The following is a 24040-nucleotide window of genomic DNA, read 5'->3' as shown; positions in this document are numbered from 1 at the left end:
CGGAGCTACAACTCCGCTTAAATTTTAAACCTATGTTTAGAATTAATCTAATTAAAATAACAGCTATTTTTCTTCTAATTCCCCAACTTGTATTCGGGGCTTTTCAAGAGGGGGAAAAGATTATTCTGGATGAAAAGGGTAATCCAATTCCCTTCGCCCTAGTCAAAGTGGACGGCCAAAAACCTTTATCTGTGGATGAAAATGGGCAAGTAGATTCTCCTTCGAAAGGTTATCGTGTGGTGGTTTTTGCACTCGGCTATGAAACCCAGCAACTCACTTGGGAAGAGTGGCTAGCATCCGAGAAAATTATTCTTCAAGAGAAAACAGGAAATCTTCAAGAAGTGGTAGTGGCAGCCACACGAACTGAGCGAAGTGTGGAAGACCTTCCCATGCCGGTGACTGTCTTGAATACAGAGAAAATTCAGGAAACAGGGGGAATGCGCCTTTCGGAAATTTTGCGTGAGCAAACTGGCCTCCAAATCGCCTCCGACCATGGCGCAGGACTGCAGATGCAAGGGCTCGACTCTGATTACATCCTGATTCTTTTAGATGGCGAACCATTGATCGGTCGTACAGCAGGCACCTTTGATTTAGACCGCATCTCCGTTTCCAATATTGAGCGAATCGAGATTCTAAGAGGCCCCTCCAGTGCCCTTTATGGAAGTGAGGCAATGGCCGGAGTCGTAAACATCATCACCAAAAATAACTCGGGACAGCGCAAAGCGGATATTGCTCTACGCCATCGATCTTTCAACAGTTGGAACCCATCGCTCGAACTCGGTACCGGAGGAGAAAAGTGGGATGCAAATGTATTCTTGGATCACTTCCAAACAGAGGGTTTTGACTTGACTCCAGAAACTATCGGACAAACTCAAAACCCCTACAAGGCTACTACTGCTCAGGTGAAAATTAATGGAGAGCTAGCTCCAAAATGGGATTTGAGTCTATTCGCCCGAGGCTATTCAGAAACTTCAGACGGTCTGATGCAAACAGGCGGCGCAGCCAATCCTGAGCTTTTGGAAATGGACAATGCCCGCCGGGACATCAACCTCAACCCTACTCTTCGATTCAAGCCCAATGAAAAGTGGCTTTTTACACTCAGAGGGATGAGCTCTTGGTTTGGTACGAATTCAAACACCCGATTTCAATCCAACGGAGAAGTTTTCGATTTGCAGGACTTCCAGCAGTTTTATCATCGGACCGAACTTCAGACAGACTATCAAATCAAACCCAATCAGCTCTTGACACTAGGCTTGGGGCAGTTGATCGAGACGGTAGAAGCGACTCGATACGATGATTTGAATCGTTTCGATGCAGGCTACTTTTTCCTACAGCATCAGTGGGACCCAGGGCAGCGGGTGAATGTAGTCTCTGGCCTACGGGCGGACTTCCATAGCCAATATGGCAATCGACTCAGCCCAAAAGTTTCTGGACAGTACAAGATTTCTGAAAAACTCAGTTGGCAGGCATCTGTCGGGGCAGGCTTCAAAGCTCCTGATTTCCGCCAACTCCTCTTGAACTTCAACAATGCTGCCTCGGGATACTATGTTTTTGGAGCCACTTTAGCACAAGAAGGAATTGCAAGACTTCAAGAGCAAGGCTTGGTGGCCCAAATTTTATTCGACCCATCTACCTTGGGGGATTTGCAGGCCGAGACTTCCTGGGCATTCAATACAGGATTTCGATGGAAAGCTAGCGAAAGAGCCAACCTGCAGGTAAACGCCTTCAGAAATGCCATTGACAATCTGATTGAAACGGCGCCAATTGCACAGCTAAACACGGGTCAGAATGCATTCTCCTATTTCAATGTGCGAAGTGTCATCACCCAGGGAGTAGAAATAGACGCCTCCTATCAAGTACTCGAAAACTTATCTCTGAGTGCAGGTTATGCCTTTTTGGATACTCGTGATTTGGATGTGGTGGACCGAATTAATAATGGGGAAATTTTCAAGCGAAATAGCCAAAATCAAACCCGAAGAGTCACTCTGGCGGATTACGGTGGCCTGTTCAACCGAAGTCGCCACAGCGGAAACTTCAAGATCAATTACCGAGAGTTGAAAACCGGAATTGACTGGGCCTTGCGCGCCATTTACCGAGGTAAGTTTGGCTTTGCTGATCGCAACGGCAACCTCATCCTAGACGATGAGAGCGAATATGCCGATGGTTGGGTTTCGGTCAATCTTACTGCCTCCAAAACCCTTTCGAACGGGATATTCTTAGAAGCAGGCGGAACCAATTTATTGAATACAGCCACCCCTGCACAACCCAATAATCCCGGCCGAGTGCTTTTCCTAGGGATTAAAATTCCAGTATTAAACCTTAAAAACTAATAAATTATTTTAAACCGAGTAAAACAAATGAAAACTATCCAAAAACTCCTCTTTACAGCAGCTATTTCAGGCTTCTTGTTTTCTTGCGACAGCAATGATGATCCACTACCAATTGTTCCTTTGGAAGCAACTTTGGTAGAGGATTTAGCTGCACCCAATGATGTCATTGACAGGACTACTGGAGAAGTGACTGAAGAGCGACCTTTCCAGTTTTTCAGCCTAGAACAGAATGCCCTAGTATCTGAAAACGAAGATTGGGATTTAGCATTCAAAGGAACGACCATTCGGGTTAACAGCAGTAAAAATGTAAGTGCAGCTGTGGTCAATGGTATCTTTGAAGAAATCACCGAAGTGCCTGCAAATGCCACTTTTGCTACCGATACAGAGAATAGTTTTGCGATCCCAACGGGAAGCGGTAATGGCTGGTATAACTACAATCCGGCTACTTTCACCGTGACACCTATTCCAGGTCGAGTTATTTTGGTGCAAACCACAGCTGGCAACTACAGTAAGATCGAAATTCTCAGCTATTACAAAGGAAACCCACCTGCAGATCAGATCAATCCAATGACCACTCCGAGTGCTCATTACACCTTCCGGTTTGTGTTGAGGCCTGATGGCACTACAAATCTTTAATTTTAATTCATGGGGCTATTTTATAAACAGGAGCGCTTAGTAAGTGCTCCTTTTTTATTCCAGCAATCTTCTTGCAAATAAAAAAGCCTTGTTCCAATAGCGATTGCTTAGATAATCCTCCGATACGCCGAGTGAAGTAGATGCATGGATAAAGCGAATATCTCCCTTATTCACTTCTGTGACAATTCCTGCGTGGGTCACTCTTTTTTTCCGCCTGCTTGTTGCAAAAAATAATACATCTCCGGGTTTTAAGTCTCTTGTATTGACTTTTACTCCCTGTTTGGCCTGATCTGCCGACATGCGAGGCAAATTGATCCCCACTGAATAAAATGAGTGGAAAAGTAAGGCCGAACAATCCATTCCTGCCCTTGTCGTCCCGCCAAACTTATAGGGGGTGCCGTAAAAGGATTTTGCTGTACTGATGACCTTGAAAGCCGGGTCATCTTTTGCTACTTTTGAAGACTTGCAGGAGGCAAATACAAAAACGAATAAAAAAATTAAGGCCCAATTGATTCCGAGGCGATTCTGAATAGAAAAATTCCGATAGTTCATGGAACCAATTTTAAAGACTAATCCTTTGTGATGCAATGCTTTTTCAGAAATATTATCGAATAGAAATCGCAACCTGATTAGAAGGATGTTACGTGACATGCATCACCAAAACTGACTTTTGTCAGGTTTTACCTTTGTGGTATCAATTCAGAAAAAACTTATACAACATGAATATCCAACAATTTTATGACGAAGGATTGGCCCATGCCAGCTATGCCATTTTAAGTGAAGGAAAAGTAGCACTCGTAGATCCAGGGAGAAATCCTCAGCAGTACTACGATTTTGCGGAAGCAAATAATGCAAAAATCGTTGCGGTAATCGAAACGCACCCGCATGCTGACTTCGTAAGCTCTCATCTTGAATTTCATCAAAATGAGGATGCAACAATCTATGTTTCTAAGCTTGTAGGAGCAGAATACCCACATACAGGATTTGACGAGGGAGATTCTTTTCAGATGGGTAAGGTTACTTTCCACTCCATTCATACTCCAGGTCACTCTCCAGATTCTATCAGTATCTTATTGAAGGATGAAAATGGGAAAGACCATGCATTATTCTCAGGAGATACCCTTTTCATCGGAGACGTAGGACGACCTGACTTGCGTGAAAAAGCTGGAAACATGAAAGCTCAGCGTGAGGAATTGGCGAAAATGATGTTCCACACGGTACAAGACAAATTGAAGCCTTTGGCGGACGATGTCATTGTATATCCAGCACATGGTGCAGGTTCGCTTTGTGGTAAAAACCTCAGTGATGCCCGTCAGTCAACCATCGGTGAGCAGCGAGCAACTAACTGGGCATTTGGAGATGTAGACGAGCAGACTTTTGTGAGTTCTCTTCTAGAAGGACAGCCGCACATCCCAAAATACTTTGGCTACGATGTAGATATGAACAAAAAAGGTGCTCCTGCCTACCAGCGATCAATTTCTCAGGTGAGCATTTGGCAAGCAGGTTCTGCCATTCCAGAAGGATCCTTGGTTATTGATAGCCGTGAGCAGGATAAGTTCCGTGCAGGACATGTACCAGGAGCTATCAATATCATGAACGGAGGAAAATTTGAAACTTGGTTGGGATCCATCGTAGGACCTGAGGAGAAGTTTTTCTTGGTAGCAGATACAGAAGCTGAGTTGGAGATTTTGATCTTCAAAGCTGCAAAAATCGGCTACGAGCAATTGATCAAAGGTGCAGTAGTCAATCCAGCAGGAATGACTGCCACCGGAGAAGAATTTGATGTAGAAGCATTCAAGATGAACCCAGATGCGTACACCATCGTGGATATCAGAAGCGCTGACGAGCACAAAAACACACCGATTTTCGAGTCTAGTATCAATATTCCTCTTCATGAATTGCGTGAGCGAGCAAATGAAATTCCAGCTGATAAGCCAGTTTTGGTACATTGTGCAGGTGGATACCGCTCGGCTGCTGGATCAAGCATCGTATCAGGCGAAATGAATAATACGGAAGTATTGGACTTTAGTGAGGCTATCAAGGACTTCCAAGAAGCCGTTCACTAAGTACAGCTAAACCAACAATCAAAGCCCCAAGAAAACTATCTTGGGGCTTTTTGTTTTTGGAGTATTTCACGGACTAATTCAAAAAATCACGCATTCCCCGAACCATTTTGATTAATTTGGAGTCAGAAGTAAAAACAAGTTCATGAGCCGAGAAGAATTCAGCGATATGCCTCTACACCAAAAGATCAAGACCCTCTACCTAGAGGGTACCTTCGTGGTGGCTATTCGCTATTACCGGCACAAGGTGAATCTGTATCTGTTGGAAAATGATTACGTAGAGGTTTTTTATAATCACAAGGAAGACAAGATTGATAAAATTGACTTTTTACCCCGGGACCACAGCCGGATGAAATTTTATCTTGATCAGATTAAGTTGGCTTGATTTCTCGCGAAGGTGCCACGGCGCAAAGTGTTTTTCACAAAAAAAACCGCAGAACTCAGGCCCTGCGGTTTTCTGTCTTTTTTTAAAATCAATTACAGTTTTCGCTTCAAGAAATCCGTCATTTGGGTGTACAAATGCCAAGTGGTATTGCCTCCGTAGATTCCGTGGTTTCGGTTTGGATAATAGAAGGTCTCAAACTGCTTATCCGCCGTAATTAAGGCATCAACCAAATCCACCGTGTTTTGGAAATGAACATTATCATCACCCGTACCATGAATCAGTAGAAAATTCCCTTTTAACTTGTTCACATGAGTGATCGGGCTATTGTCATCATAGCCTGCAGGATTGAGTTGCGGTGTCTGAAGATAGCGCTCAGTGTAAATCGTATCGTAGTATCTCCAAGTGGTTACCGGGGCAACGGCAATAGCTGCTTTAAACACATCATTACCGATCATTAAGGAAAGGGAAGACATGTATCCTCCATAAGACCAACCCCAGATGCCGATTCGGCCCGGATCTACGAAGGATTGCTTCGCAAAATATTTCGCTCCTTCTATCTGATCTATAGTTTCTAATTTCCCAAGGTTCGCATAGGTAGCATGCTTGAAGTCACGACCCCGGGCTCCTGTGCCACGGTTGTCTACACAAGCTACGATATAACCCTCAGCCACCAAAGCCTGATGCCAAAAGTCACGGGTACCACCCCAAGAGTTCAATACATTCTGAGATCCTGGACCTCCATAGACATACATCAATACTGGATATTTTTTATTCGGGTCAAAATCTGCCGGCTTGATCATATAGCCGTTCAGTGAAGTACCATCCACAGTAGGAAAAGTGAAAAACTCCTTCTTTCCAAGAGCATAATCTTTCAGGGTTTCCTCCAACTCGGCATTTTCTTCCAACGTTTTTACAGGCATACCGTTCGCCTCGCAAAGCACTACTTTTTGCGGGATCTTAGTAGTAGAGAAATAATCGATAAAGAAACGATGATCCGGACTCATATTGATTCGGTGCGTACCGGATAGTGGAGTTAGGGATTTTTTACTTTTCCCATTCAAATCCACCACATAAAAGTTTCGCTCAAGCGGAGAAGCTTCAGTGGACACAAAGTAGATCTTCTTCCCTTTTTCATCTACTCCTACCAACTCAGTAACTTCCCAGTTACCTGTAGTAATTTGCTTGATCAAGCTTCCATCCATAGCATGATGATAGATATGCTTGAAGCCATCCTGCTCCGATGTTCGAATAAAGCTTTTTCCATCACTTAGATATTGGAGATTATCATTGTAATTCAGATCCACATAGGTCTCTGATTTCTCCGAAAGAATCAATTTACTTTCTCCAGTTCTGGCATTAGCATGAAAAAGATCCAATTGGTTTTGAAGACGGTTTAGCCGAATAAATGCCAATTGGTTGGGATCTTGTGTCCAGTAGATTCGGGGAAGGTAAATATCAGTCTCTGAACCAGCATCCATTTTCTGGATATTACCAGATATCAAATCATAGACATGAATACTAACCTCCGCATTCTTTTCTCCTGCTTTGGGGTATTTGAATCGGTAGTCTGCCGGATAAAGCGGCCCCCAGAGTTGCATATTAAACTCAGGAACACTGGTCTCATCAAAGCGGATAAATGCGATTTTCTTCCCATCTGGAGACCATTTGAAAGCCTGTGCCATGGAAAACTCCTCTTCATAGACCCAATCTGCGGCTCCATTGATAATCTTGTTCCATTCGCCGTCTTGAGTGATCTGAGTCGTCTCATTACTTGACAAATCGACCATGAATAGGTCATTGTCCTTGACGAAAGCGACCTTGTTATTGTCAGGTGAAAGTGTTGCGTAAGAGATTTTCTCTCCATCTGCGAGTTGCTGCTTTTCGCCAGTAGCCATATCAACCACATAGAATATCCCCTTGCTCGATCTTCGGTAGATAGACTCCACATCAGATGCAATCAGCGCTTTGGACTCATCCGTATTGAAGGAATAGGAAGTAAATTTGACTCCAAGCGCCCTACCATCTAATAGGACTGCTTCTTCCTCTCCAGTTGCAAGATTGATCTTGACTACCATGGGAGAGCCAGCCCGATTCACCAAACTACTGTAAAATTGCCCGTCTTTCATCCAGTTGATGCCATAGACAGATTTTTGGGAGAAGGTGCCTTTTTTAAAAACATCCTCAAGCGTTACTTTTTTTAAAGCCTGTGCTTGTAGCAAGGAGGCTGTGCTGATCAAAACCAGTAAAAGCATACCGGTCTTTTTCAAACTTTTAATCATATCAGAATAAATTTGGGGTAAATGCGTGAATTAACAGGGACGAATATAAGAAAATAAGGCGCTGAAGGGGCATTATCTTTGGAGGGTTTGGATAAATTAAGCTACTTCGCATATTCATTTTACTCCAGCTATGAAGAAAAAAATCGCCCTCGTTACAGGCGGATTTACCGGTGAGTCGGTGATCTCCTTGAAAAGTGCAGCAGTCGTGGAAAAAACCATTGACCGAACTCGATACGATGTCTATAAAATCCTAATTTATCCGAGTGATTGGCATTTTATCTGCGATTCTGGAGAAAAAATTCCAGTAGACCTGAATGATTTTTCTATCACTATTGGCGATGAAAAAATCACCTTTGACGGGGTGTTCAACATTCTTCATGGTTCACCAGGGGAGGACGGAAAGCTTGCCGGATATTTTGACATGTTGGGAATTCCCTACACGACCTGCGACCAACTCACCTCTGCCATCACGATGAACAAGGGCTACACCAAAGCGATTGTAGACGATATTCCTGAGCTTCACATCGCCAAATCGCTTCAATTATTTGCGAATACTGCTGAAAACAAAAAACGAATAGAATCTGAATTGACGCTCCCACTTTTTATCAAACCGAATAATGGAGGAAGTTCGATAGGGATGAGCAAGGTGAAAACTTGGGAGGAACTTCCGAAGGCTTTGGAAAGTGCCTTTGCAGAAGACAAACAGGTCTTGGTGGAGGAATTTGTATCCGGTAGAGAATTTTCGATTGGGGTTTTTCGGGGAAAAGGTACAATTACAGTTCTTCCAGCCACCGAAATCGTTAGCAGCAAGGAGTATTTTGACTTTGAGGCCAAGTATACCGCAGGAGTCACGGAGGAAATCACTCCAGGTCGAATGAACGAAGAAGAGGCTACGCGTGTCAGCCGAATCGTCGAGAAAGTCTACGAAAAGCTCAACTGCAAAGGAGCTGTGCGAATTGATTACTTTTTAGAGAAAGAAAGCGGGAAATTTTACTTTATCGAGATCAATACTGTTCCCGGGCAAACAGAAACAAGTTTGATCTCCCAACAAGTCCGAGCTGTAGGCATGGAAGTGAAAGACTTTTACACCCAATTGATTGAGGAGATGTTTGAGTGAGGGGGAGGGTGAGTTGGAAGATGGAAGTTGGAAGTTGGGAGCTCGAAGTGCAAAGTCGGGAGTAATAAGTAAATAGTGAGTGGTAAGCAGCAAGTAGTGGATTATGATCATGGGGCAGCTCAAAATATCTCGTGGAGCTTATCTTAACTTATCTTACTGAACGAAGTGAAGCATATCTTTCAGCATGCCTTTTTCATAGAGCGAAGCGAGATATATTTCTGCCTTATTTCGTGAAGCCTATTTCATCGAGCGTAGTGCAAAATATCTTGTGAGGCGGAGCCGAACCTATCTTGCTGAACGAAGTGAAGCATATCTTGCCGCAGGCCTATTTCACCATATACATATTTCCCACAAATTCCTTCCTCAATGAATCGGAATACTTAACTTTGTTTATTGGTAACCAATCCCAAATCTCCATGAACGAGCGCTATATGCAGCGCGGTGTTTCCGCCTCCAAAGAAGATGTGCATCAGGCCATCGCAAACCTTGACAAAGGCCTTTTTCCAAAAGCATTCTGCAAAATCGTCGAAGACACCCTGGGCAATGACCCGGAATACTGCAATATCATGCATGCAGATGGCGCAGGAACCAAGTCTTCCCTTGCATATCTCTATTGGAAAGAAACAGGAGACTTAAGCGTCTGGAAAGGAATTGCTCAGGATGCCATCATCATGAATACCGATGACCTGCTTTGTGTGGGTGCGATCAATAATATTCTTGTCTCCTCTACTATCGGAAGAAATAAAAACTTAATCCCAGGAGAAGTCATTTCAGCCATTATCGAAGGCACAGAAGAAGTACTTCAAATGCTTCGTGACAAAGGAGTCAACGCAATACTTACCGGAGGAGAAACAGCCGATGTGGGCGACTTGGTGCGTACCGTAATTGTAGACAGTACGGTCACATGTCGCATGCGAAGAGAGGATATCATTGCCAATGACAAAATTCAGGCAGGAGACGTCATTGTTGGTTTAGCTTCTTTTGGCAAATCCAACTATGAAACTGAATACAATGGTGGAATGGGAAGTAATGGACTAACCTCTGCCAGACATGATGTTTTCAATAAACTTTTGAAGACGAAGTATCCGGAATCTTATGACCCTGCAGTGCCGGAAGACTTAATTTACACAGGGAAATACAACCTGACTGATCCAGCTCCTGGAGCTCCTTTGGATATGGGCAAGCTCGTGCTTTCCCCTACCCGGACTTACGCCCCCATCATGGTGGATGTGCTCAATTACTTAAGACCGCATATTCACGGATTGGTCCATTGTTCTGGAGGCGCACAAACCAAAGTGCTTCACTTCATCGAAAATCTCCATGTGATTAAAGACAACCTCTTTGAGACCCCTCCACTTTTCAGAATCATTCAGGAAGAAAGCGGCACGGACTGGAAAGAAATGTACAAGGTTTTCAATATGGGACACCGAATGGAAGTTTACCTAGACGAGCGCTATGCCGAAGAAATCATCGATATCGCAGAATCCCACGGCGTAGAAGCTCAAATCATTGGTCGGGTCGAGGCATCTACCGAGAAAAAGGTAAGCATCCATAGCCCTTATGGGACTTATGAATACTAATTCATGAACTGGAAATCTATTTTTATCACTTTTGGAAAGGTCCTTCTCGGGATCTTTCTGTTTTTGTTGCTGGTAGCAATTTTCACCCTTACTCGTGTAGATCGATCGCCAATCGAGGAGCAAGAATTTTATCAAAAAACCCTCCAAAGCCTTCAAGACTTACCTATTAAATCTACCCAAGGAAACCTTTGGATAGCAGGATGGGCCAAGGCAAATATGACGCCCGCTAAGCCGATTGACTTAGTAGGATATGCACCAAGGGGACCTTATGATTTTGTTCAGGATAGCAGCTTTGTCAAGAGTATCTTCCTCAGCAATGGAAAAAGCAGCATTGCTTGGATAAATCTGGAGCTTTTGATTGTCCACCCTCACTTGGCAAAATCCATAGAAAGCGCAGTCAAAAAAGACTTTCCGGAGATTTCCCAGGTGATTTTCACTGCTACCCATACACACTCTGGAATGGGGGGCTACATGCCGGGACCGGCCGGCGAACTGGCTTTTGGAGGATTCAAAGAAGAGATCGTGCAAATGATGACTGAGAAAAGTTTAGAAGCTATTTCTAAGGCAAAAATGGAAATGGATACTGTCTCCATCACCTACCGGAAAGCAGATGCCGGCGAGTTGCTTGCCAACCGATTCATCAAAGATGGCCCGACAGACCCCTTTACCCGTCAGCTGATTTTCACCCAAAAATCTGGTCAAAAAGCCACCTTGATCACCTACTCGGCTCATGCCACTTGTCTCAGTTCGAAATTCATGGGGCTTTCTGGGGACTATCCTTTCTACCTCATGAAAACCCTGGAAGAAAAAGAGTTTGACTTTGCACTTTTTGCTTCCGGGACAGTTGGTTCTCACCGCCCGATTGCCCCGGGAAATCAGGTAAAGGATATTCAGGAATACGCCTTTCAACTAGATTCTGTCAATCGCTTGAAAATGACTCGGTACGCTACGATTCGAAATACAAGCATGAAAAATGCCCGGTTGGATATTCAACTTCGGGAACCGCACCTTCGGATTTCGGACAATTGGAGAATTCGTCCCTGGCTTTTTGACTGGCTGGTAGGAGACACCAATGCACATTTCGATATCACACAAATTGGGAATACACTTCTGATCTCTTCTAGCGGTGAAATATCTGGGGTATTTTATGAAAAGTGGGAAAAACTAGCCGAATCAAAAGGTCTTAACTTGATCATCACAACTTTCAATGGAGGCTACATTGGCTACATCACGCCCGATGAACTCTATGACAAACACTTTCACGAAGTGCGGGAAATGAATTGGTATGGGCCTGGGAATGGAAAGTATTTCGACGATATGATCACAAAAATCATCGAACAAAGCGGTATTTAATCCTTTACCCAAACTTGCGCCCGAATCCAGCCATTTTTCCAAACTTTTTCCTCTTTCAAAATCCAGCCCTGAGCACTCAGCCAGGATATGTGATCCGGAAGATCCTTTCGACAATGTCCTGCCACCAGTCGAAAAAAAGCTATCATCAAAGCAGTGATAATGGACTGCCGGACTGAATCTGTTTTGAAAAAATCAGATAGGATCACCATTCCTCCGGACTTGAGATTTTGATCCACTCGATGAAGAAATTTGGAAATTTGTTCATCTGTAAGCGTGTCCAAAACAAAAGGCAATAGAACTAGATCAAAGGGTCCAGAACTTCGGAAACTCCCTAAATGAAAAGAAAGCTCACTGGATTGAAGGTTTTCTTTTGCCTTGTTCAACATGGATTCGGAAAGCTCCCAGTATTCACCAGAAAGTCGATCTTGAAATTCCCGGTAGTCAAACCCATCACCTCCACCAATTATTAGTGTTTTCCCAGAAAGATATTGACTCAAAAAATGGGCATTTGCATGAGATAGTTTCTTCCCAAAAACCAATCTTGAAAGTGGTCTGTAAACCCTTCCCACCAAACGGTAGTTATCTTTCATCCCGCTAGAGTAAAATGAGCAATAAAAGCGGAAGTGAAAAAGCCCATTCCATACTTAGCCGCTTTTCTTCCAAAGTCCAATGAGATTTACGGAAAGTGAGCCAGTGAATCAAAGTCATCGCGAGGAGAAAAACACCAAAAATTTTGAAAAACGATGGGGCAAACACCAATGTCAAAAAATTTCCTCCCAGAAGCACCGCACTGATAGCATAAATGATCCTTTCCAACCGATCAGCCCCGAAAGACCTTGCAGCAGAAAAAAAGCCAGCCTGCTGATCTTCTTCCAGATCCAAAAAAGACAAAATAAACAAGTTGTAAATAGCTAAGAGTAAATAAAGCGTGAAAAACACCCAAAACCAAAGCGTCCTATCTAAGGCATTCGCAGTCAGTAAGGGTAAAAATGAAATCCCCAATACGTAAAAGAATGCAATAGAGACCTCTTTCATCCATCCCATCCCAAACTTCCAAATCACCACCCGAGCAAACAAAATAACAAGGCCAAGCGCCAAAACAGACTTCATTTCACTCCCCCATCCAAACAACCAAAATCCTCCGATAAGACCCATAAAACCAAGGGACAATACTCCGAATATCAACACCTTTTTAGCCTTTTGATGAAAAAACCTTCTTGAAGAAAATAGTCGGTTTTCCTGAGCGTCGAGTACATGATCTAAATTATAGATACACCAAACGGCAATTCCCAATAGTATATAAGAGGGGAGTTCTATGGATACATGCAAGAGCTCTGAAAAAAACAGCATTCCAGCCATAGCGCCGGACACCACATCCAAGGAGAGCCACGAAATCCACAAAAGCACTTTATTGAAAAATTGCATTCCGTAAAAATACAGGGACAAAGACCAGAAACAAGGAATTTTGATTGGCCAAAATTTCCTATTTTTCAAAAACCAAACCCATTAAACCTTATGATGAAATTAGTTTTATTCTTTCTATCCTTTGCCTTCTCAAGTGCTCTTCTTGCTCAAGAGCCAATCAAAATCGCCTGCGTGGGCAACTCTATCACACAAGGACCCGGAAGAGATCATCCGGACAGTTACCCCCTTCAAATGCAGGCTATTCTTGGTGATACCTATGAAGTCAAAAACTTTGGAGTCAGCGGAAGAACGCTTCTTCGAAAGGGGGACTTCCCTTATTGGAACGAACCGCAATTTCAGGAGGTAAAGGACTTTGCTCCGGACATTTTGGTCATCATGCTAGGCACCAATGATTCCAAGCCCCAAAACTGGGCCCACAGTTCAGAGTTTAGACAGGATTATTTGGATATGATCTCGGAATTCAAGGCGAATATGCCGAAAGACGGAAAAGTCTACGTGATCATGCCCGTGCCTGTGACTAAGGATAATTTTGGAATTACAGCTGATGTAATGAATAATGAACAGCGAATGATGATCATCGATATCGTCAAGTCCAGCGGTTCTGAAATGATCGATTTGTACACTCCTTTGATGGATAAGGCAGATTTGCTTCCAGATGGAGTCCATCCAAACACAGAAGGTTTGGGCATTATGGCAGCCACAGTCGCCCGAGCGATTAGACTATAAAATTCTTGAGAAAAAAGCCGGAAAATTTGAAACCTTCACCGGCTTTTTTACTTTTATGTTTTTAGTATTTATTCTTCTAACTATTATTTAAATGAAGGTATATCCAATCTTACTTCTAGCTGTATTAATCGGTATTTCTTCCTGCAGTTCAAATTCTGAAAACGAACCAACCGACGAATTTCCAACTTTCGAGATTAATGATAAAATAGTCCAGAGCCCAGAAGAGACTTTGGCTGAAGTGGAATTTATCCCACTGAAAATACCGGAAGGGACACCGATCCAGTTTTTTGGCTTTGATCCGAATATGGCTGTCTCTGAAGATCGGATATTCTTGAACACAGATCCTTATATGAATCCTTCCCTTCATGAATTTGACCTGAAAGGCAATCACATCCAATCGATCGCCAGAAAAGGTGGAGGACCAAATGAATATGAGAGTATAGACAAATTAGGATTGAATGCCGAGGGGAACTTAATGGTGGTTTCCAGGGCTTCGCTTTTGGAGTTTGATGAGAAACTAGATATTCAAAAAAGATTCAATCTCCGTCAAGTCGGCTCCTATTTCCTAATTGATTTTCATCCTCTCGATGAAAAAAAGTGGCTCGTTGCTTTAAGAGGAACAGACCCAGAGGAGGACGACTTTTTCAAAAATTTTGCAGTTTTTAATAGTGACTCATTGACCTATGACTTCCTAGACCTGAAATCCTACCCAGCTTCAGGAAGTGGAGAAGCGGGTTCACTGGTACCCTATGAAGAAGGGTTTTTGTTGAATTTCGGTGCTTCTGACACAATATTTTATTATTCAAAAGGTGACATTCAGCCAATCTTAAGTTTCAATTCGGGAGATAGGAGTATGCCACATGAAAGCCGGCTTCAACCAGAAGACAAGGCAGATGAAGAACTGGAGCGAATGATTGCCACGCAGACTTATGATTTTTACTTCGGCAATGTGGAAGTAGCCGGAGAGACCATCAATACGCAAGTTTTTGGAATTACACCAAAGCCATTAAGTCCTTCTGAACTGGAGGAAATGGAAGAAATACCGGCAGATTTTCCGGTTTATGAGCTTTTTTTCCATCCAAAAAAGCAGCAAATCAAAGCTTCGAAGATAGTACCTGGTCTGGGAGGATTCCCTTTTTCAGATGGAGAGTATTTTTACCGACTGCTCTACACTGAAACTTGGAATTCAATGCTGGAGTCAAAACATTTAGGAGAGAAACACACGCAGGCACTTCAGCTTGCTTCAGAGCAACTCGCCGACATGGAAGATCCAATTGTGATCCGATATAAAATCAAATGGGACTAAGCATTTTGAGGTGAAAAAGTATGAATATATGGAATCTTGCCAGTACCCAATTTACTTTGCTGATTTTGCTGGAAGCCGGAAGAATGAAGATCGAAGTAGCCGGAAGCGAAACCTTGTGGCTTATTTCACTCCGTATTCTGTAATGTTTTCATATGTCTAAAATTGATTTTCAAAGGTCATATGGAATCTCGCGGGGTTGATAGTGATACCAGTGTGTGATGCCCACATCATGCCTGCCTGCGGAAGGCAGGCTCGATTTCATATCGGCAGAAAGGCGGATAATCATAGAAAAAGTCAACTGATCATAAAACTCTCGACTCTGAAAACAGGTCATAAGCAGCTACCAGCAATTGCCTTTCAGGCGAGGTCCCATATCGTGAATAGGAATGTATCTGTGATCGCTCCTCTACATATATTGGCACATAGGTATTTTCGATTTCATCCCAAATTACTAGTAAATAGGCATACGGAATCGGCTTTTCCCGGCCGATTTCAAGCCATTGCTCGAAGAGGTCTTCAGAAAGTGATTGGGGATATTCGGGACTATCAAACATGAATTTTATTCTAAAAGCTGATTAAGAATATTTTATCAGGAAACTTTTTCAAAACCTAAAAGCCCCCTATAGGAGAGCTGTCATCTAGGTGAGGCAAATACAGCATCACATCTTTTTCCAGAGATTTTCCCAACCTAAGCCCTTGAAATGAGGCCCTGTACTTGCTTCTGAATAGATAATTCCGGGATAATCTGTATTCCACTCCATAATTTTGATTTCTCCGGTATCAGTTACCGCAACATCCCAGGCTATCAATTGAAGGTGTGGAATTTTATCGTGTAGTTTTTCGCAGCATTCAACCATTTTCCTGTAGTATGGAACCGCACTGTCTGAAAAAGGAAGTCCACTTTCGGGATGTGAGGAATAGCTTTCCCAACCTGAAGTGATCCCCACTCCAATAAACTCACCATTCTCCAAATTAATAGGAACTCGAATGGAGTCTTTACTATCGATGACATCTACCCCTTTTTGCCCTACTCTCAGACCAGATAGTATATTCCGGGCAGGATTTGCATTGCGCTTAAGCGTCGTAATACGTATGGTGGCAACAGCACTTGGACTCAATTCCTGCAAAAAGGAATGCTGGATAATGGGTGCTTGGATTACCGAATTTCCAAAGGCCTTAAAATCAAAAGCATCAAACTCTTTCGACGTTAATTTAATAACTCCCTGTCCCTGAAAAGAGAGATCTTGCTTGATAAAAATATAGGGATAATCTTTGAAGCAGGCTGTCTTAACTTCTTCTAAAGAGACCTGTTCTCCAGAAAGCAAAACCCAAGTTCCATTGACAAAATAGGCTAAGTCAGGAATTAAGTCTGTTTCTATGATGCGTTTGGATAAGGTTTTATAAAGCGAAATACTCCTGAGGTCACCATTTACAGCCCGAGGAATGATCCTACCCATGTAATTATCAGGAATCCACCCTTCTAAAAATTCCCCGCGAAAAGAAGTGTAAACCTGAAGCCACGGAGAAAAGGATTTCGATCCTAGCACATCTTGGGAATACTCATCACATTGTCTCACCAAGTCATCAGAAAGTCCTTTACCCTGTTTAGCCAGTGAATCCAAGGCAAGTATTGCTTTATCATTAATTTTCTTGTCGAAAAGAGCATTCCATCTCTTTTGCCTTGACTTTCTATATTCTCTCTTTATGAGCTGTATGAGTTTCAAAATGAAATGCCTTTAGGTTGGATCTGAAGATTTATTATTCTTTCTCAAACATAGAGAAAATCTAATTTATCACATCTCTAAATCTTTTAATTGGACTTATTCCTCTCGATTGATTCATTTGAAGAAAACAACACTATCCAGATGACAACTATCAATACAAACCTTATTTCATCTATCGACACTCATCTTTAATTTGGCTTGATTGTATGACATTTAATGACCAATTCCAGGGAATATTTTTATTCAAAAACCCAGATTAGTAATTTTCAGCATGCAAGAAAACCGACGAATATTTAACCTTCTCTACCTCCTACTTTTTATAGGTTTATTCTTTTCAAATGAGTTAAACGCCCAGCAAAAAACCGGACTGCTCCGGGTGAGCAAGGTAGTGGATGGAGATACTTTTTGGCTGATCAATGCCCGGGGAGAGGAGGAAAAAATCCGGCTTATCGGAGTGGATAGTCCTGAGGCTCGGAATGCAGGCCGGGCGAAAAAAGAGTATTTCGGTGCCGAGAGTTCTGCCTTTGCCAAGCGGATGCTAGATGGAAAAAGGGTTCGACTGGAATATGACGCACAACGTAAAGATCGCTATCAGCGAACTTTAGCCTATGTCTATCTGGAGGATGGCACTTTTTTCAATGCGCTTCTCGTTCGTGAAGGCTATGCGACAGTGGCCACCTTTCCTCCCAATGTGAAATATGAGAAGCTATTCATTCGTCTACAACGGGAAGCTCGCTCGAAAAAGAAAGGTCTTTGGAAGTGAAAAAACCACCCCATTTCTGAGGTGGTTTTCAATGAGACTCGAGACAGCAAATTTCGAACAGCTACACTTTTGCAAGAATTGGAATTACCCCAAAATCTTCGCTGCCAGCCAGTCACCCACTTGGGAGGTTTTATAGGCAGTTCCTCCGTCAGCAATATCCTCGGTCACATAGCCCTCAGCCAAGGAAAGATTCACCACATCAGAAATCGCATCTGCCTCAGCTTTCATATCAAAGGCATACTCAAACATCATCGCAGCGGACAATACAGTAGCCAATGGATTGGCGATATCCTTGCCAGCTGCCTGTGGATAGGAACCGTGAATCGGCTCAAACAACTTAACCTTCGATCCTAAAGAAGCTGATGGCATCAAGCCCATAGAGCCGGAAATCACAGAAGCTTCGTCAGTCAAAATATCTCCAAATAAGTTTTCCGTGATCAAGACATCATAGGCTTTGGGCCACTGAATCAGGCGCATAGCCACCGCATCTACAAATTCATATTCGACTTTCACATCAGGATACTCAGCTGCCAATTCTTGCACGGTTTCCCTCCACAATCTGGAAGTGGCCATGACATTGGCTTTGTCCACACAAGTCAGCAATTTTCTCCGTTTTTGTGCAGCTTCAAAACCCATTCTGGCCAAGCGTACAATCTCTTCTTTGCTATACACATTGGTATCGAAAGCCTTGGTACCTTGCTCATTCCGGCCTCTCGGCTCACCGAAGTAAACCCCACCGGTCAATTCTCTAAAGAAAACAAAATCCACTCCATCCACGCGCTCCAATTTCAATGGAGACTTATGAACCAAGGAAGGAAAAGTAAAGGTCGGTCGGACATTGGCAAAAAGCCCTAATTTCTGTCTCATTCGAAGCAAGCCTTGCTCTGGACGAACCTTTGCTTTCGGGTCATTGTCGTACTTCGGATCGCCAATGGCTCCAAAAAGGACAGCATCTGATGCTGCACAAATCTCATGCGTAGCATCCGGATAAGGGTCACCCGTCGCATCGATAGCGCAAGCGCCTACCAGACCTTCCTTGAAGGTGATTTGATGTCCAAATTTTTGGCCAACAGCCTTCACAACTTTGACAGCCTGAGCAATCACCTCAGGTCCGATGCCGTCACCCGGCAACAGCGCGATATTCATTTCCATAATAAGTGGATTCTTCTTTTTTGGGTTGGTAATTCATGTTTTCGATGATGTTGAGCATTTTTTCAGTAGCCATCATCGCCGCTACGGTTTGGTCAGGGTCAAGTCCCTTGGTCTTAAATATTTTTCCATAATCCCAGGTGACTACCGTCTCCACAAAGGCGTCGGTCTTTCCTCCCGGAGGAATAGAAACATGGTAGTCGATCAATCTTGGAAGTTCCCGACCGAGGGATTTATAGATTTTTTTGAGGGCCTTCATAAAGGAATCATACTGGCCATCCCCGGTAGCACTTTCATCGTAAAACTTCCCGTGGATATTCATCCGAAGTTGTACCGTGGGCTTTAATCCCTTCGAATGAGTCATGTGATAGCCCTCGATACTGATGTGCTTGGAAATAGAGTTATTTTGTAGGACATCCGAAATGATATAAGGCAAATCCTCCGTGGTCACTCGCTCCTTTTTGTCGCCGAGTTCAATAATTCGCTGGGTTACCTTGGTGAGTTCATCTTTCTCTAAAGAAATACCCAGCTCCTCCAAATTCTTCAGAATATTTGCCTTCCCGGAAGTTTTGCCCAAAGCATATTTCCGCTGCCTTCCGAATCGCTCCGGCATCAGGTCATTGAAATAGAGGTTCTTTTTATTGTCTCCGTCAGCGTGGATTCCGGCAGTTTGAGTGAAGACATTTTCACCCACGACAGGCTTATTTGCAGGAATATGCTGCCCTGAAAACTGCTCTACCAGCTTGGATACACGGAAAATCTTTTGCTCCTGAATACCGATTTCTAACTCAGTAAAATCCTTGATAACAGCCACTACAGACTCCAAAGGCGCATTTCCTGCTCTTTCCCCTAATCCATTGACCGTCGTGTGAATTCCGGCTGCACCATGAAGAATAGCCTCCATGACATTGGCCACAGAAAGATCGTAATCGTTGTGTGCATGAAAGTCAAAATGTGAATCAGGAAAGCGGGAAACGATTAGCTGGAAATAATCTTTGACCTCTTCCGGAGAAAGCAGTCCCAAGGTATCAGGAAGCATGATTCGCTTCACCGGCTGATGATCAAGAAAATCGATCAGATCTAAGGTGTATTCCTGGGAATTCCGCATCCCATTTGACCAGTCCTCGAGGTACACATTAACTTCAATCCCCTTCTCCTGGGCATAGTTAATGCAATCCTCGATTTCTGAAAAATGCTGCTCAGGAGTCTTTTTCAGCTGATGAACCAAATGATTGAGTGATCCTTTCGTGAGTAAATTCAGCACTTTGGCGCCAGCTTCCTCGATCCAATCTACTGAAACCGGTGTATCTACAAAGCCCAAAACTTCCACCTGATGGAGATATCCTTTTTGACCAGCCCATTGAGTGATTTTTTGCACTCCTTCCAACTCACCTTCAGAAACTCTGGCAGAAGCGACTTCAATCCGATCTACTTTGAGTTCTTCCAACAGCAACTTGGCTATTTGGAGTTTTTCTGAAGGCAAAAAGGAAACCCCTGAGGTCTGTTCGCCATCCCTCAGCGTGGTATCCATGATCTCTATTCGTCTATTTGCCTTCATAGGTACTTTTATCTTGAAGCTTCGAATGCTTCGATTTCAGAAGACATGTTTAGCAGGTAGTCGATATCATCGAAGCCATTCTGCATGTTGGCTTTCTTGTATTCATTGATGTCGAAGGACTCAGATTCTCCTGTGGAAAGCAAAGTGATTTTTTGCTCAGGCAGGCTGACTTCGATCTCGGTCTTGGGATCTGCCTCAATCGCATTGAATAGTTTATCAGCAAATTCGGGAGAAATTGTCACCGGGAGGACTCCAATATTCAGACAGTTATTTTTGAAGATATCTGCGAAAAAGCTGGAAACCACACAGCGAAAGCCATAGTCATATAGTGCCCAAACGGCATGCTCCCGGCTGGAACCGGAGCCGAAGTTTTTACCAGCAACCAGAATTTTACCAGAATAGGTAGGATCATTGAGTACAAAATCCTTTTTGGGATTTCCCTCCACATCATATCGCCAGTCTCGGAAAAGGTTGTCTCCAAATCCCTCCCGTTCGGTCGCCTTCAAAAAGCGAGCAGGGATGATTTGGTCAGTATCCACGTTTTCGGTCGGCAATGGAACTGCCGTATCACGGAGTATGGTGAATTTATCGTAAGCCATTTTTTGATAGTTCAAAGGTGATAAAGTTGGAAGGTGGAAAGGTTAGCTTAGGCTTTAGGTAAAACCTTAGCTCAATCCCGTATTTCGTTTTTCCAACCTCGTATTTTCAATTTGTAAAGACTTCCCGGGGATCAGTAATTCGGCCAGTAACCGCCACAGCCGCCACGGTCAATGGAGAGGCAAGCATCGTTCGCGCTCCTGGACCTTGACGACCTTCGAAGTTTCGATTAGATGTAGAAACCGCATATTTTCCAGCAGGAATCTTATCATCGTTCATGGCTAGGCAGGCAGAGCATCCCGGCTGACGAAGTTCGAAACCAGCTTCTTCCAAGATTTTTACCAAGCCTTCCTCATGAGCGAGCTTTTCCACTTCTCTGGAGCCGGGTACAATCCAAGCGGTGATATTATCCGCTTTTTTCTTACCCTTGACGAATTGTGCTACTGCGCGTATATCTTCAATTCGTCCATTGGTGCAGGATCCAACAAATACATAATCGACTTGCTTTCCTTGGACCGGTTCACCCGGCTGGAATCCCATGTAATCCAGAGATTTGAGATAGGATTTTTTATTGGAGCCTTCCATCCCATCTGTAGTCGGAATAGAGTCTTTGACCTTGATCCCCATTCCCGGATTGGTTCCGTAGGTGATCATCGGCTCAATATCTGCTGCATCAAAGGTCAGTTCCTTGTCAAAAACCGCTCCTTCATCCGTTTTGAGTGTTTTCCAATAAGATACTGCTCTATCCCAGTCATCTCCTTTAGGGGCGTATTGTTTCCCTTTAAGAAAAGCAAAAGTGGTCTCATCCGGAGCAATCAAACCTCCTCTGGCGCCCATTTCGATGGACATGTTGCAAATGGTCATCCGAGCTTCCATGGATAGATTTCGGATCGCCGAACCTGCATATTCCACAAAATAGCCGGTAGCCCCAGCTGCTGAGATTTTAGAAATAATGTAGAGAATGATGTCTTTGGAGGTTACTCCTTTTCCAAGTTCCCCCTCCACAGAAATCCGCATTTTCTTTGGCTTGGACTGCATGATGCATTGAGTAGCTAGGACCATTTCCACCTCGGAAGTACCGATACCAAAGGCTATCGCTCCAAAGGCTCCATGCGTAGAAGTATGTGAGTCTCCACAAACGATAGTCATCCCGGGTTGGGTAACTCCCAGTTCCGGTCCGATTACATGGACAATTCCGTGATGAGCAGACCCCAAATCATGAAGCTCAATGCCGTATTTTGCGCAATTCTGACGAAGTTTCTCCACCTGCATTCGAGAAAGCTTGTCTTTGATCGTCTGATCCTGATCGATTGTCGGGACATTGTGATCTGGAGTTGCTATTGTCCTATGCGGATATTTTACCCCGATCCCTCTTTTCTCCAAATTCAAGAAAGCTACAGGGGAAGTCACTTCATGGATAAAATGCTTATCAATGAAGAACACATCTGGCCCGGCTGGCACCGATTTGACCACGTGGGAATCCCAGATTTTATCAAATAATGTTGTCTTTTCCATAATTAGGCAGTCACGTATTCTTTGACTGGTATTTTGTTTAATGCATCCACAAACGCTTGAGCAGATGCCAATACAATGTCTTGGTTTGAAGCAAAGCCATAGTAAGGCTTTTCGGATTTGATGACCCTCATGTGAACTTTTGCCACGTCATTGGAGCCATGGGTCATGGCTTGAATCAGGAATTCTTCCAAATCAACTTGTGGCTGAACTACCTTCTCGATAGCTGTCAATACAGCATCTACCGGACCAACCCCGGTTGCAGAAGCTTCATGGGATTCATTACCGATTTTCACTTTTACTTGAGCATTGATCTCACCATTGGAGGAATAAGTCACCTCTTCCAATTCGATGAAATTGGATTCATCCATATACTTTCCAACGAGCTCGAGTAAGTCCTTTCTTCCAATGTCACGTTTGGAATCTGCCAATAGCAAAAACTCTTCGTACACTTTGCGAAGCTCTTCTCCTTCCAGTTCGACTCCCAATGCATCCAAGTGATGCTTCAAGGCAGCTCTTCCGGATCTTGCAGTCAAGACAATCGAAGACTCCTCCACCCCGACCTCTTTTGGATCAATGATTTCGTAGTTTTCTCTGTTCTTCAAGACACCGTCCTGATGAATCCCTGAGGAGTGAGCAAAGGCATTTCTACCGACAATTGCCTTATTGGGCTGCACAGGCATATTCATCAGTTTGGATACCAATCGGCTGGTATGGTAGATTTTCTGCGTCACGATATCCGTGTGTACCGGAATGGACTGATGACATTTGATGGCCATGACCACCTCTTCCATGGAAGTATTTCCGGCACGCTCGCCAATTCCGTTGATCGTCACTTCGACTTGCCGAGCGCCATTTTGGACACCGGCCACAGTATTGGCCGTAGCCATTCCCAAATCATTGTGACAATGGGTGGCTATGATAGCCTTGTCGATATTGGGTACCCGATTTTTGAGATTTGCAATGAAACCCCCATACTGCTCTGGCAAACAATAGCCCGTGGTATCCGGAATATTCACTACAGTAGCTCCGGCTTTGATGACCTCCTCGATGATTTTACAAAGAAAATCAGGCTCCGAACGCCCAGCATCTTCTGCGTAAAACTCCACATCCTCCACAAACTGCTTGGCAAATTTCACAGCTGCTACTCCACGGCGGATGATCTCCTCCGGAGTGGAGCGGAGCTTGTACTGAATATGATAGGGAGAAACCCCAATACCTGTGTGAATTCGGCCTTTTTTGGCATACTTGAGTGCCGCTGCAGCTACTTCGATATCCTTTTCTACCGCACGTGAGAGGGCACAAATGATCGGATTGGAAACAGCTTTCGAAATCTCCTGTACAGAATTGAAATCACCTGGGCTAGAGATGGGAAATCCTGCCTCAATTATATCAACTCCTAGTTCTTCTAGAGCCTTTGCCACGATAATTTTCTCCTGGGTATTCAGCTGACACCCTGGCACTTGCTCCCCGTCTCGCAGGGTCGTATCAAATATCCACAGCTTCTCACTCATGATCTTTGGGTTTAGGTTTGGGG

The 24040-nt window shown here is 43.7% G+C and carries 22 protein-coding genes; 11 read left to right on the top strand and 11 right to left on the bottom strand.

Annotation, left to right across the window (positions count from 1 at the left end; translation table 11 throughout):
- Nucleotides 1-32: 32 nt before the first annotated feature.
- A complete protein-coding gene (locus tag G457_RS0119855) occupies nt 33-2330 on the top strand; it encodes a TonB-dependent receptor (RefSeq protein WP_026948021.1) in 2298 nt (765 codons plus the stop codon).
- Between the two features lie 27 nt (nt 2331-2357).
- Nucleotides 2358-2966, top strand: a complete 609-nt coding sequence (locus G457_RS0119850; RefSeq protein ID WP_026948020.1) for an HmuY family protein — start codon at nt 2358-2360, stop codon at nt 2964-2966.
- A gap of 54 nt (nt 2967-3020) precedes the next feature.
- Here G457_RS0119850 and G457_RS0119845 read toward each other — a convergent pair whose 3' ends face one another.
- Complete coding sequence (locus G457_RS0119845; RefSeq protein ID WP_051260929.1) at nt 3021-3518, bottom strand: C40 family peptidase; 498 nt, start codon at nt 3516-3518, stop codon at nt 3021-3023.
- Nucleotides 3519-3685: 167 nt separating this feature from the next.
- Here G457_RS0119845 and G457_RS0119840 point away from each other — a divergent pair, with 167 nt between their 5' ends.
- Entirely contained in the window at nt 3686-5032 is a 1347-nt protein-coding gene (locus G457_RS0119840) for an MBL fold metallo-hydrolase (protein ID WP_026948018.1), read from the top strand.
- 142 nt (nt 5033-5174) lie between these two features.
- Nucleotides 5175-5414 (top strand): hypothetical protein, encoded by a 240-nt coding sequence (locus G457_RS0119835; protein WP_026948017.1) that lies wholly within the window; start codon nt 5175-5177, stop codon nt 5412-5414.
- A 92-nt stretch (nt 5415-5506) separates the two neighbouring features.
- On the opposite strand, the gene G457_RS0119830 is transcribed toward G457_RS0119835, so the two are convergent.
- Nucleotides 5507-7666 carry a S9 family peptidase gene (locus G457_RS0119830; protein ID WP_155847204.1) on the bottom strand — a complete coding sequence of 720 codons (2160 nt, stop codon included), beginning with the start codon at nt 7664-7666 and terminating at the stop codon, nt 5507-5509.
- A gap of 157 nt (nt 7667-7823) precedes the next feature.
- Here G457_RS0119830 and G457_RS0119825 point away from each other — a divergent pair, with 157 nt between their 5' ends.
- The 3 genes from G457_RS0119825 (at nt 7824) to G457_RS0119810 (ending at nt 11743) form a co-directional block, all read left to right on the top strand.
- Nucleotides 7824-8810 carry a D-alanine--D-alanine ligase gene (locus G457_RS0119825; RefSeq protein WP_026948015.1) on the top strand — a complete coding sequence of 329 codons (987 nt, stop codon included), beginning with the start codon at nt 7824-7826 and terminating at the stop codon, nt 8808-8810.
- A gap of 416 nt (nt 8811-9226) precedes the next feature.
- A complete protein-coding gene (locus G457_RS0119815; protein ID WP_026948014.1) occupies nt 9227-10390 on the top strand; it encodes an AIR synthase related protein in 1164 nt (387 codons plus the stop codon).
- Nucleotides 10391-10393: 3 nt separating this feature from the next.
- On the top strand, nt 10394-11743 hold the full coding sequence (locus tag G457_RS0119810) for a neutral/alkaline non-lysosomal ceramidase N-terminal domain-containing protein (protein ID WP_026948013.1): 1350 nt from the start codon (nt 10394-10396) through the stop codon (nt 11741-11743).
- On the opposite strand, the gene G457_RS0119805 is transcribed toward G457_RS0119810, so the two are convergent.
- A complete protein-coding gene (locus G457_RS0119805; RefSeq protein ID WP_026948012.1) occupies nt 11740-12333 on the bottom strand; it encodes a class I SAM-dependent methyltransferase in 594 nt (197 codons plus the stop codon). The two genes, G457_RS0119810 and G457_RS0119805, sit on opposite strands and share 4 nt — an antisense overlap.
- A gap of 4 nt (nt 12334-12337) precedes the next feature.
- Nucleotides 12338-13168, bottom strand: a complete 831-nt coding sequence (locus G457_RS0119800; protein WP_026948011.1) for a UbiA prenyltransferase family protein — start codon at nt 13166-13168, stop codon at nt 12338-12340.
- 90 nt (nt 13169-13258) lie between these two features.
- Here G457_RS0119800 and G457_RS0119795 point away from each other — a divergent pair, with 90 nt between their 5' ends.
- From G457_RS0119795 to G457_RS23120, 3 genes are all read left to right on the top strand, one after another.
- Nucleotides 13259-13894 (top strand): GDSL-type esterase/lipase family protein, encoded by a 636-nt coding sequence (locus G457_RS0119795; RefSeq protein ID WP_081701488.1) that lies wholly within the window; start codon nt 13259-13261, stop codon nt 13892-13894.
- 91 nt (nt 13895-13985) lie between these two features.
- Nucleotides 13986-15200, top strand: a complete 1215-nt coding sequence (locus tag G457_RS0119790; RefSeq protein ID WP_026948009.1) for a 6-bladed beta-propeller — start codon at nt 13986-13988, stop codon at nt 15198-15200.
- A gap of 20 nt (nt 15201-15220) precedes the next feature.
- Entirely contained in the window at nt 15221-15343 is a 123-nt protein-coding gene (locus G457_RS23120; protein WP_262900077.1) for a hypothetical protein, read from the top strand.
- Between the two features lie 159 nt (nt 15344-15502).
- Here G457_RS23120 and G457_RS0119780 read toward each other — a convergent pair whose 3' ends face one another.
- Both G457_RS0119780 and G457_RS0119775 read right to left on the bottom strand, forming a co-directional pair.
- Nucleotides 15503-15754 carry a hypothetical protein gene (locus G457_RS0119780; protein ID WP_026948008.1) on the bottom strand — a complete coding sequence of 84 codons (252 nt, stop codon included), beginning with the start codon at nt 15752-15754 and terminating at the stop codon, nt 15503-15505.
- A 105-nt stretch (nt 15755-15859) separates the two neighbouring features.
- Nucleotides 15860-16822 carry a sugar-transfer associated ATP-grasp domain-containing protein gene (locus tag G457_RS0119775; protein ID WP_155847201.1) on the bottom strand — a complete coding sequence of 321 codons (963 nt, stop codon included), beginning with the start codon at nt 16820-16822 and terminating at the stop codon, nt 15860-15862.
- Between the two features lie 373 nt (nt 16823-17195).
- Here G457_RS0119775 and G457_RS0119770 point away from each other — a divergent pair, with 373 nt between their 5' ends.
- A complete protein-coding gene (locus tag G457_RS0119770) occupies nt 17196-17687 on the top strand; it encodes a thermonuclease family protein (RefSeq protein WP_035484396.1) in 492 nt (163 codons plus the stop codon).
- Nucleotides 17688-17771: 84 nt separating this feature from the next.
- Here the strand turns inward: G457_RS0119770 and leuB are convergent, their stop codons facing one another.
- The 5 genes from leuB to G457_RS0119745 form a co-directional block, all read right to left on the bottom strand.
- Nucleotides 17772-18839 (bottom strand): 3-isopropylmalate dehydrogenase, encoded by a 1068-nt coding sequence (gene leuB / locus G457_RS0119765; protein WP_026948005.1) that lies wholly within the window; start codon nt 18837-18839, stop codon nt 17772-17774.
- Nucleotides 18808-20394 (bottom strand): alpha-isopropylmalate synthase regulatory domain-containing protein, encoded by a 1587-nt coding sequence (locus G457_RS0119760; RefSeq protein WP_026948004.1) that lies wholly within the window; start codon nt 20392-20394, stop codon nt 18808-18810. The genes leuB and G457_RS0119760 overlap by 32 nt, the downstream gene beginning before the upstream one ends.
- Before the next feature lie 8 nt (nt 20395-20402).
- Entirely contained in the window at nt 20403-20993 is a 591-nt protein-coding gene (gene leuD / locus G457_RS0119755) for a 3-isopropylmalate dehydratase small subunit (RefSeq protein WP_026948003.1), read from the bottom strand.
- A gap of 106 nt (nt 20994-21099) precedes the next feature.
- Nucleotides 21100-22506, bottom strand: coding sequence for a 3-isopropylmalate dehydratase large subunit (leuC, locus tag G457_RS0119750; RefSeq protein WP_026948002.1), 1407 nt, complete (start codon nt 22504-22506; stop codon nt 21100-21102).
- Between the two features lie 2 nt (nt 22507-22508).
- Entirely contained in the window at nt 22509-24017 is a 1509-nt protein-coding gene (locus tag G457_RS0119745) for a 2-isopropylmalate synthase (protein ID WP_026948001.1), read from the bottom strand.
- Nucleotides 24018-24040 lie beyond the last annotated feature (23 nt).

Source organism: Algoriphagus marincola DSM 16067 (genome assembly GCF_000429405.1).
In the GTDB taxonomy this organism is placed as follows: domain Bacteria; phylum Bacteroidota; class Bacteroidia; order Cytophagales; family Cyclobacteriaceae; genus Algoriphagus; species Algoriphagus marincola.
Note: the sequence above shows the minus strand (reverse complement) of the source record. Positions and strands in the feature narration are given on the sequence as shown.

What these genes read in the sequence shown, in the direction of transcription:
- G457_RS0119855 (WP_026948021.1), top strand. Translation starts at nt 33, where the DNA reads ATGTTTAGAATTAATCTAATTAAAATAACAGCTATTTTTCTTCTAATT.
- G457_RS0119850 (WP_026948020.1), top strand. Translation starts at nt 2,358, where the DNA reads ATGAAAACTATCCAAAAACTCCTCTTTACAGCAGCTATTTCAGGCTTC.
- G457_RS0119845 (WP_051260929.1), bottom strand. Translation starts at nt 3,518, where the DNA reads ATGAACTATCGGAATTTTTCTATTCAGAATCGCCTCGGAATCAATTGG.
- G457_RS0119840 (WP_026948018.1), top strand. Translation starts at nt 3,686, where the DNA reads ATGAATATCCAACAATTTTATGACGAAGGATTGGCCCATGCCAGCTAT.
- G457_RS0119835 (WP_026948017.1), top strand. Translation starts at nt 5,175, where the DNA reads ATGAGCCGAGAAGAATTCAGCGATATGCCTCTACACCAAAAGATCAAG.
- G457_RS0119830 (WP_155847204.1), bottom strand. Translation starts at nt 7,666, where the DNA reads ATGCTTTTACTGGTTTTGATCAGCACAGCCTCCTTGCTACAAGCACAG.
- G457_RS0119825 (WP_026948015.1), top strand. Translation starts at nt 7,824, where the DNA reads ATGAAGAAAAAAATCGCCCTCGTTACAGGCGGATTTACCGGTGAGTCG.
- G457_RS0119815 (WP_026948014.1), top strand. Translation starts at nt 9,227, where the DNA reads ATGAACGAGCGCTATATGCAGCGCGGTGTTTCCGCCTCCAAAGAAGAT.
- G457_RS0119810 (WP_026948013.1), top strand. Translation starts at nt 10,394, where the DNA reads ATGAACTGGAAATCTATTTTTATCACTTTTGGAAAGGTCCTTCTCGGG.
- G457_RS0119805 (WP_026948012.1), bottom strand. Translation starts at nt 12,333, where the DNA reads ATGAAAGATAACTACCGTTTGGTGGGAAGGGTTTACAGACCACTTTCA.
- G457_RS0119800 (WP_026948011.1), bottom strand. Translation starts at nt 13,168, where the DNA reads ATGCAATTTTTCAATAAAGTGCTTTTGTGGATTTCGTGGCTCTCCTTG.
- G457_RS0119795 (WP_081701488.1), top strand. Translation starts at nt 13,259, where the DNA reads ATGATGAAATTAGTTTTATTCTTTCTATCCTTTGCCTTCTCAAGTGCT.
- G457_RS0119790 (WP_026948009.1), top strand. Translation starts at nt 13,986, where the DNA reads ATGAAGGTATATCCAATCTTACTTCTAGCTGTATTAATCGGTATTTCT.
- G457_RS23120 (WP_262900077.1), top strand. Translation starts at nt 15,221, where the DNA reads ATGAATATATGGAATCTTGCCAGTACCCAATTTACTTTGCTGATTTTG.
- G457_RS0119780 (WP_026948008.1), bottom strand. Translation starts at nt 15,754, where the DNA reads ATGTTTGATAGTCCCGAATATCCCCAATCACTTTCTGAAGACCTCTTC.
- G457_RS0119770 (WP_035484396.1), top strand. Translation starts at nt 17,196, where the DNA reads ATGCAAGAAAACCGACGAATATTTAACCTTCTCTACCTCCTACTTTTT.
- leuB (WP_026948005.1), bottom strand. Translation starts at nt 18,839, where the DNA reads ATGGAAATGAATATCGCGCTGTTGCCGGGTGACGGCATCGGACCTGAG.
- G457_RS0119760 (WP_026948004.1), bottom strand. Translation starts at nt 20,394, where the DNA reads ATGAAGGCAAATAGACGAATAGAGATCATGGATACCACGCTGAGGGAT.
- leuD (WP_026948003.1), bottom strand. Translation starts at nt 20,993, where the DNA reads ATGGCTTACGATAAATTCACCATACTCCGTGATACGGCAGTTCCATTG.
- leuC (WP_026948002.1), bottom strand. Translation starts at nt 22,506, where the DNA reads ATGGAAAAGACAACATTATTTGATAAAATCTGGGATTCCCACGTGGTC.
- G457_RS0119745 (WP_026948001.1), bottom strand. Translation starts at nt 24,017, where the DNA reads ATGAGTGAGAAGCTGTGGATATTTGATACGACCCTGCGAGACGGGGAG.